Origin of the sequence: Streptomyces sp. A1277 (assembly GCF_004795015.1) — a bacterium.
Lineage (GTDB): Bacteria > Actinomycetota > Actinomycetes > Streptomycetales > Streptomycetaceae > Streptomyces.
Genome location: NZ_SSBI01000015.1, coordinates 131,715 through 139,634, shown reverse-complemented (window position 1 = coordinate 139,634; position 7,920 = coordinate 131,715). Strand labels below are relative to the sequence as shown.

Genomic DNA, 7,920 nt, shown 5'->3' with positions numbered 1-7,920 from the left:
CAGGGCGGCGGCGGTCAGGGCGGCGGCGGTCAGGCGGCGGCCGGTGGCGGCGGTGCCGCTGCGGGGGGCGGTCAGGCCGGTGGTGGCCAGGCGGCCGGTGGGCGGGGCGGGGGTGGCGGGATGACGCAGTACAACCTGTCCGCCGACAAGCCCGAGGAACTCCCCTGGCTCATCAAGATCGACGAGTACGTGGAGGGGCGCGCCTACCAGGGCGAGCGGGAGATCTCGCTGCGCCCGGGCAGCAACGCCCAGGTCCCGCTCAACGAGGCGCTGGCGCTCTCGCTGATCGACGGGACCGGGGAGCCGGCCGAGCGGTACAGCCTCTCGACCCTGAAGGTCAACGACCGGCCGACGGCCGTGCGGCTGATGGTCGAGAACCCCGACACCGAGTACGCCGAGGCCGTCGAGGGCGAGTCCGTGGTCTACAAGGCCAGGGCGGGCGGCACGTTCGACTACCAGGGCGACGACCCCTCGAAGTACGAGACGTCCTTCCGGCAGCTGAACAAGGTCGGCAGCCAGGACCTCGAACCCGTGATGAAGCTGACCAAGTGGGTGGAGAAGGCATCCGACGAGGAGTTCGCCGCCGGCCTCGACAAGTACGTCGACGTCGACTCGTTCGCCCACTACGTCGCGGCACAGAACCTGCTGATGAACTTCGACGACATGGCGGGCCCGGGGAAGAACTACCTGCTCGGGTACGACCTGAACACCAAGAAGTTCTCGGTGCTCGGCTGGGACTACAACCTCACCTTCAGCGGAGACGCGACCGCCGGGCCGGACGACCAGATGAGCATGGGCGGCCCCGGAGGCCCGGGCGGCGGCCAGGGCGGGCGAGCCGGTCAGAGCGACGAGGCCGGCCAGGCCGGGGAGGCCCCCGAAGGCATGCCCGACCTGCCCGACACGGCAGGTGGCCCGGGAGCACCCGGCGGTGACGGCGACGACGCGGCCGGCGGCCGGCGCGGCGGCGGCATGATGTCCGGGCACGCGCTGAAGGAACGCTTCCTGAAGCTCGACGCCTTCGACGCCGTCTACAAGAAGGCGTACAAGGACCTGTACGAGAAGTTCTACGCCTCCGGCAAGGCCGCGAAGGCGCTCGACGACCTCGCCGGGCAGGCCACCCGGGCCGGGATCTCCGCGAAGGAGACCGAGAGCGCGGTCGGCACCCTGCGCACCACGGTCACCGAGCGCACCACGGCGTTGGCGAAGAACAAGGAGGTGACCGGCTGACCTGCGGCGCGCCCCGGCAGGAAGGCCCCCGCCCGCCTTCCTGCCGGGGCGCGCCGCCGCGTGCCGTTCCTGTGAACGCGCACATGTTCGGCCGTTAGCATCGCGCGCGTCCACCGCACGGCGCCGCCCCGCCCGGCGCGCGCCTTTCCCCGCAACGCCGCGAGGTGATCCTTCCGATGGGCGACCGGTCGGCCCGGCACACCGTTCTCGTCGTCGAGGACGACCCGAGCATCCGCACCCTGCTCACCTCGGCCCTGAACGCGGCCGGGTACAGCGTCGCCTCGGCGGCGAACGGGCGGGACGCGGTGGGCGAGGTGGGCCGCCGCCGGCCGGATCTGATCGTGCTGGACGTGATGCTCCCGGACACCGACGGCTTCGCCGTGACGCGCGAGCTGCGGTCCCGCGGCGACTACACCCCGGTGCTGTTCCTGACCGCGCGCACGGACATCGAGGACCGCATCATCGGGCTCAGCTCCGGCGGCGACGACTACGTCACCAAGCCGTTCCACATCCAGGAGATCCTGCTGCGGATCCGGGCCATCCTGCGCCGCACCGGGGGCGCGCCCCGGCCGCCGGCCGAACAGCCCCCGCTGCGGTACGCGGACCTGAGCGTGGACCGCGAACGCCACACCGTGCACCGGGCCGGCGCGCCCGTACAGCTGTCCCCGACCGAATTCCGGCTCCTGGTGTGCCTGGTGTCCCAGCCGGAGAAGGTGCTGGAGAAGCAGGACATCCTGCTGGCCGTGTGGCAGTACGGCTTCGCCGGGGACACCCGCATCGTCGACACGTACATCAAGAACCTGCGCCGCAAGATCGACCGCGCGGGCCGGCCGCTGATCCACACCGTGCGCGGCGTCGGCTACTGCCTGCGGCTGCCGCGCGAGGACGCGCCGTGAACCCGCGGGCGCGCCGGCTGCGGCCCCGCTCGGTACGGACCCGGCTGGTACTGATCTCCACCGTGCTGGCCACGGTGGCCGTACTGGTCTCGCAGGCCGCCGGTCTCGCGGTCATGCGGTCCTGGCTCACCGGCCAGATCGACCACCGGCTGACCCAGTTCCGCCCGCCGCCCCCGGCCGCGTACGCCCCGGCCCACGGCCGGCCGCCGAACGCCCCCGTGCCCCGCAAGGACGCCCTGCCCTCCGACTACCGGGTCTTCTTCTACACCTCGGACGGGCGGCTGCGCCCCGACTCGCTGGGCAGCGGCAGCGGCCGGCCCCGGCTGCCCGCCACCGCCTCCGGCCTCACGCTGGAGAAGGGCCGGCCCACCACCGTGCCCGCCGCCGACGGGGGCTCGGCGTGGCGGGTGATCGCCGACACGGAGCCGGACGGGCGGCGCGTGGTCATCGTCGCGCTCCCCCTCGACACCGTCGAGGGGGCCACGTCCAAGCTGCTGTGGTTCAGCCTCGCGATCGGGGCCGTCGTGGCCGCCGGTGTCGGGCTGCTGGGCAGCGCGGCCGTGCGGCTGGGGCTGCGCCCGCTGGCCCGGATGGAACGCACGGCCCTGCGGATCACCGGCGGCGAGTCGGCCCTGACCGTCGCCGACACCGACCCGCGCACCGAGACCGGGCGGCTCGGCATCGCCTTCAACACGATGCTCGACCAGGTCCGGGCGGCCCTGCACCGCAAGGACGCCTCCGAGCAGCGGCTGCGTCGCTTCATGGCCGACGCGGGCCACGAGCTGCGCACGCCGCTCACCTCGATCCAGGGCTTCGCCGAACTCCTCGTGGAGCAGCCGAGCCTGCCCGCGGCGCGGCGGCGCGAGGCGCACGAGCTGATCGCCCGCGACGCGGAGCGGATGAGCCGTCTGGTCGACGACCTGTTCCTGCTGGCCAAGCTGGGGTACGCGCCCGTCGCGCACCGGGAGACCGTGGACCTGCTGTCGCTGGCGGCCGACGGGGTCGGCGCGGCCGTCGTCGCGCATCCGGGGCGGGACGTGCGGCTGGCACCGCTGGGCGGCGGGGGCCCGGACGGTTCGGGGCGCGGGCTCGACGTGGTGGAGGCGCTGGGGGACGCGCACCAGCTCTCGCAGGTGATCGCCAACCTGCTGGCCAACGCCTGCCGGCACACCCCGCCCGGCGCCCGTGTCGAGGTGCGGGTCGGCACCGTGCGCACCGGCCCGGACACCGGGGGCACCGGCCGGCCGGGCCGCAGCAGCGCCACGGCGGCGCTGCCCGCCGGGGTGCCGGCGTGCGTGGTCGAGGTCGCCGACGACGGGCCGGGGCTGGCGGCCGAGGCGGCGCAGCAGGTGTTCGAACGGTTCTACCGGGGGCCGGCGGCGGGCCCGGACGGCGCGGAGCCCGGGTCCGGTCTCGGCCTGTCGATCGCGTCCACCATCGCCGAGGCGCACGACGGGCGGCTCGAACTCGACACCCGGCCGGGCTACGGTTCCACGTTCCGTCTGCTGCTGCCCCGGAGCGTCGGCGCCGGTCCGGCAGAGCTGCCGTGACAACGTCTGCCGGGAGGGCCGCCGACGTTCACCCGAGGGCTCGAACGGGCAGACCCTCCCCTGACGTCGCCATGCCATCTGTCCTGTCCCCCAGCAGGGAGTTGCCCATGTCAGCCTCACCCCGACCCCTCACGACCCGGCGCACCGTCCTGACCGCGAGCGGTGCCGCCGTCGCGTCGATCGCCTTCACCGGGGCGTTCACCGAACTGTTCGCCGGGAGCTCCGCCGCGCGCGGGCACAGCGGTTACGGCCCGCTGGTGCCGGACCCGGACGGCCTGCTCGACCTGCCGAAGGGCTTCCGCTACCGGGTGCTGTCCCGGGAGGGCGACCCGCTCCGCTCCGGCGAGGGCGAGGTGCCCAGCCACTGCGACGGCATGGCCGCGTTCGCCGGCCGGGGCGGACACGTCCGGCTGGTGCGCAACCACGAGAACCGGGTGGACGCCGCGATCCCCGTACCGACGGTGGCAGGGCTCACGTACGACCCGATGGGCAAGGGCGGCTGTACGGCCCTGGAGCTCGACGGCCACAACCGGGTGCTGTCCGAACGGGTCGCGATCGCCGGTACGGCGGTGAACTGCGCGGGCGGACGCACCCCCTGGGACACCTGGCTGACCTGCGAGGAGACCGAGGACCGGGCCGGCACCAACGGCTACACCAAGGACCACGGCTACATCTTCGAGGTGGACGGCGCCGATCCGCGCCGCACAGGCGCCGTGCCGCTGACCGCGATGGGCCGCTTCCAGCACGAGGCGATCGCGATCGACCCGCACAACGGGACGGTCTACGAGACGGAGGACGCGTTCGAGAAGCCGTTCGGCCTCTTCTACCGCTTCCTGCCGAAGAAGCCGCTGGGCGGCACGGGCTCGCTGCGGGCGGGCGGCCGGCTGGAGGCCATGCGGGTGCCGGGCGTCCCCGACCTCTCGGTGGTCCAGGAGACCGGGACGGTGTTCGAGGGCATCGAGTGGGTCCCCGTACCGGACCCGCAGGCCGCCGAAACCCCCATCCGCTTCCAGGACTTCGGCCCGAAGGGCATCACTCACGCCCAGAAGCTGGAGGGCTGTTACTGGGGCGGCTCCTGCGTCTACTTCGTCTCCAGCTTCGCGCACCGCGAGGAGGGTTCGGCAGCGGACCACTACGGACAGGTCTGGCGCTACGACCCCGAGCGGCGCCGGCTGACCCTGGTCATCGTCTTCGGCCCGGACACCGACCTCCAGTTGCCCGGCGAGTCCCCCGACAACATCACCCTGGCCCCCGACGGCGGCCTGATGGTGTGCGAGGACGGCGGCGGCGCCCAGCACGTCTTCGGCCTGACCCGGCGCGGCGAGGTGTACGCGATGGCGCGCGGCCGGCAGAACATCGGGACGCCCGAAGCTCCCGAGTGGGGCGAGTTCGCGGGTGTCACGTTCGCACCGGACTACGGGACGATGTACGTGAACGTCTACACCCCGGGCACCACGTTCGCGGTGACGGGGCCGTGGCGCTGACAGGCTGAGTACGGCGGCCGAGTACGGCGCCCACCGGGGCGGCGGCCCGTCCAGCGCGCCAGCCCGGCACCGATCGGTTGATCGGTTATTTTCCGGGAATGACACCTTTTGCACGCAGAGTGACAACTTTGGGTGTGCTGGGCGCGGTGCTCGGCGGGAGCCTCGTCGGCTGCGGCCACGCCGTGCCCGGCCTTGCCCCTGCCTCCGGCCCACCCACGGCCTCCGGCGCCTCCGCCCCGGCCCGTCCCGCCACCTCCCCCGCTCCCCCGGCCGCCCCGGAGAAACCCGCCGTCCTGGCCCCCGGCCCCGGCGGGCTGACCCCCGTCTTCAGGCGCGGGCCGCAGCACGCCGCGAAGGTCGTCGCGCTCAGCTTCGACGCCGATATGACGGCCGACGAGGGGCCGCGCGCGGCGGGCGGCGAGCACTTCGACAACCCGGAACTGATCGCCCTGCTGCGTCGGCTGAAGGTGCCCGCGACGGTCTTCATGACCGGGCGGTGGGCCGAGGAGTACCCGGACGAGGCCCGTTCCATCGGCACCGATCCCCTCTTCGAGATCGGCAACCACTCCTACAGCCACTACGCCTTCACGACGCCGTGCTACGGGCTGCCGACCGTGGAGAAGGACGCCGTGCGCGAGGAGGTGCGGCGGGCCTTCGGGGCGATCCGCAAGGCCGGCGCCCGCAATGTGGTGCCGTACTTCCGCTTCCCCGGCGGCTGCTACGACGACGACACGCTGCGCGCGCTCGGGCCGGAGAAGGTGACCGCCGTCCAGTGGGACGTCGTCAGCGGCGACGCCTTCGCCACGGACGCGGACGCCGTCGCGGAACAGGTGCTGGACGGGGTGCGGTCCGGTTCGCTCGTCGTCATGCACTGCACCCGCAGCGCGGCGCCGGTCACGGCCGAGGCGGTCCGCCAGGTCGTGCCGGAGCTACGGAAGCGCGGCTACCGCTTCGTCAAGGTGTCCGAGCTGATGGCCGGCTGAGGCTCAGCCGGAGCAGGCCGTGCGCTGGGCCTCCTGCCATTCGCACACCGGGCACAGCGTGATCCCCTTGACCGACTCGGCGTACTCGGTCGGTTCCCGGCACAGCACGCACTCGGCGTACGGCGGCCCTTCGGCCCGCTCCGGGGACGCGTCCGGCGTCCCGCAGTAGGACCCGCGACCCGCGTCCGCCCGCTCGTCCACGCGCTCGTTCCTGTCCTCACTCATGCGTACGAGCCTACTCAGCCGCGTACCGAGGTGAGCCGGCAGGCGAGCGCGAGCGCGGCGGCGGCGATGGCGGCGGCGCCGAGCAGCGGGAGCACCGGCATCCGGACCGTGCCGGTCAGCGAACCGGTGACCAGGCCCGTCACCGCGTGCTTCGCGGGCGATCCGGCGGTCACCAGCGCAAGCAGTGAGGCGAGCACGGTCGCCGCGATCGACCAGCCGCGCCCGTGCAGCAGCGGCCGGGTGCACAGGGCGCCGACCGCCGCGCCCAGCAGCACGCAGCAGGCCGTGGCGAGCAGTCCGGCGGCACCGGCCGCCGGCAACGGCACCCGGACCGAGTGGTCGGTACTGGCCGGATCACTGATCGCCGACACGACGGCGGTGGCGGCCGCACCCAGCAGCCCGGCGCACCCCAGAGCGGTGAGCAGGGCGGCCAGGTGGGCCCGCGGCTGCCCGCCGACCGCCGCCGCGACGACCGCGCGGGCGGCGGGCGGCTCCTGGGTGACGCAGACCCGCACGAGCCACGCGGTGACCGGCAGCAGTCCGGCGGCGGTGTAGCCGAGCGAGTCCAGCACGGGCTGGCCGGCACGGACGCCGACGGCGAGGAAGGCCGCGTACAGCAGCACCGGGGCCAGCCAGCGCTGGGACCGTACGAGCAGGCCGGCCTGGTAGCGGACGAGTGCGGTCACTGTGCCTCGTTCCGGGAGGTGGCACGGCCCTCGCCGGCCCCGGCCGCCGTCGTCACATGGCTGATGTGCCACGCCGGGCGGGCTGTGAGCAGCGTGGCCAGCAGGGCGTCGGAGTGCGCGGCCGCGACCGTGAGCCGCGCCGTGCCGTCCGGCGCCACCGTGCACGCCGGAGCGCCGGGCAGGTGGGCCGGGAGCGGGGTGCCCGGCACGCACGTCGCCTCGATCCGGACCCGGGGGCCCGGGACCGTGACCGGGGCGGCGAGCGGCACGGCGACCAGGCCCAGCCCTTCGACGCGGTACGCGGCGTCGACCGCGCCCGCCAGCCGGTGCGGGTCGTGGTCCACGAAGACGACCGTCGCGCCGGCGGCGACGCGTTCGGCGACGGCCCGGTCCAGCTCGCCGCGCGCCTCCGTGTCCAGGCCGGTCCACGCCTCGTCCAGCACCAGCAGCTCCGGCTCGGCGAGCAGCGCCTGGGCGACGGCGACCTTCTGGCTGGTGCCCTTGGAGAGTTCGGTGAGCGGGGTTCCGGCGTGCGCGGCGGCGCCGAACCGGGTCAGCCAGCCGCTCGCCCGGTCCACCGCGTCCGCCTGCCGCAGTCCGTGGATCCGCCCCAGGTGGACGAGGTACCCGGCGGCCGTGAAGGGCAGCGCGGCGGAGAACCGCTCGGGGACGTACGCCGTGCGCGGCCGGCCGCCGGTGATCCGGCCCTCGGAGGGGGCGTCGATCCCGGCCAGCAGCCGCAACAGGGTCGACTTCCCGGTGCCGTTGGCGCCCTCGACGCGGACGAGGGCGCGCGCGGGCAGGCCGAGGTCGACCCCGCGCAGCACCCAGGGCCCGGCGAGGCCGTACCGCCGGCCCACGCCCCGCAG

8 protein-coding genes are annotated in these 7,920 nt (G+C 74.4%); 5 read left to right on the top strand and 3 right to left on the bottom strand.

The features are described 5' to 3' along the window. The 5 genes from E6R18_RS12945 to E6R18_RS12920 form a co-directional block, all read left to right on the top strand. On the top strand, nt 1-1,227 hold a 1,227-nt coding region (locus E6R18_RS12945), incomplete at its 5' end, for a CotH kinase family protein (RefSeq protein ID WP_136317038.1). A gap of 176 nt (nt 1,228-1,403) precedes the next feature. After that, entirely contained in the window at nt 1,404-2,123 is a 720-nt protein-coding gene (locus E6R18_RS12940) for a response regulator transcription factor (RefSeq protein ID WP_136317037.1), read from the top strand. Then, nucleotides 2,120-3,673: a HAMP domain-containing sensor histidine kinase gene (locus tag E6R18_RS12935; protein ID WP_136317036.1), complete on the top strand. Its 1,554-nt coding sequence runs from the start codon at nt 2,120-2,122 to the stop codon at nt 3,671-3,673. Before E6R18_RS12940 ends, E6R18_RS12935 begins: the two co-directional genes overlap by 4 nt. 107 nt (nt 3,674-3,780) lie before the next feature. Continuing rightward, nucleotides 3,781-5,157 carry an alkaline phosphatase PhoX gene (locus E6R18_RS12930; protein ID WP_136317035.1) on the top strand — a complete coding sequence of 459 codons (1,377 nt, stop codon included), beginning with the start codon at nt 3,781-3,783 and terminating at the stop codon, nt 5,155-5,157. 119 nt (nt 5,158-5,276) lie between these two features. Continuing rightward, nucleotides 5,277-6,140: a polysaccharide deacetylase family protein gene (locus E6R18_RS12920; protein ID WP_206308271.1), complete on the top strand. Its 864-nt coding sequence runs from the start codon at nt 5,277-5,279 to the stop codon at nt 6,138-6,140. A 3-nt stretch (nt 6,141-6,143) separates the two neighbouring features. On the opposite strand, the gene E6R18_RS12915 is transcribed toward E6R18_RS12920, so the two are convergent. Genes E6R18_RS12915 through E6R18_RS12905 form a run of 3 tightly spaced genes read right to left on the bottom strand, consistent with a single transcriptional unit; the run spans nt 6,144 to nt 7,878 of the window. Next, nucleotides 6,144-6,365: a hypothetical protein gene (locus tag E6R18_RS12915; RefSeq protein ID WP_136317034.1), complete on the bottom strand. Its 222-nt coding sequence runs from the start codon at nt 6,363-6,365 to the stop codon at nt 6,144-6,146. 14 nt (nt 6,366-6,379) lie between these two features. Beyond that, nucleotides 6,380-7,051 carry an ABC transporter gene (locus tag E6R18_RS12910; RefSeq protein WP_136317033.1) on the bottom strand — a complete coding sequence of 224 codons (672 nt, stop codon included), beginning with the start codon at nt 7,049-7,051 and terminating at the stop codon, nt 6,380-6,382. Further along, nucleotides 7,048-7,878 (bottom strand): ATP-binding cassette domain-containing protein, encoded by an 831-nt coding sequence (locus E6R18_RS12905; protein WP_136317048.1) that lies wholly within the window; start codon nt 7,876-7,878, stop codon nt 7,048-7,050. Before E6R18_RS12905 ends, E6R18_RS12910 begins: the two co-directional genes overlap by 4 nt. Nucleotides 7,879-7,920: the final 42 nt, after the last annotated feature.

Excerpts from the sequence above, each read along its gene's own strand:
- E6R18_RS12940 (WP_136317037.1), top strand. The coding sequence starts at position 1,404 with ATGGGCGACCGGTCGGCCCGGCACACCGTTCTCGTCGTCGAGGACGAC.
- E6R18_RS12930 (WP_136317035.1), top strand. The coding sequence starts at position 3,781 with ATGTCAGCCTCACCCCGACCCCTCACGACCCGGCGCACCGTCCTGACC.
- E6R18_RS12915 (WP_136317034.1), bottom strand. The coding sequence starts at position 6,365 with ATGAGTGAGGACAGGAACGAGCGCGTGGACGAGCGGGCGGACGCGGGT.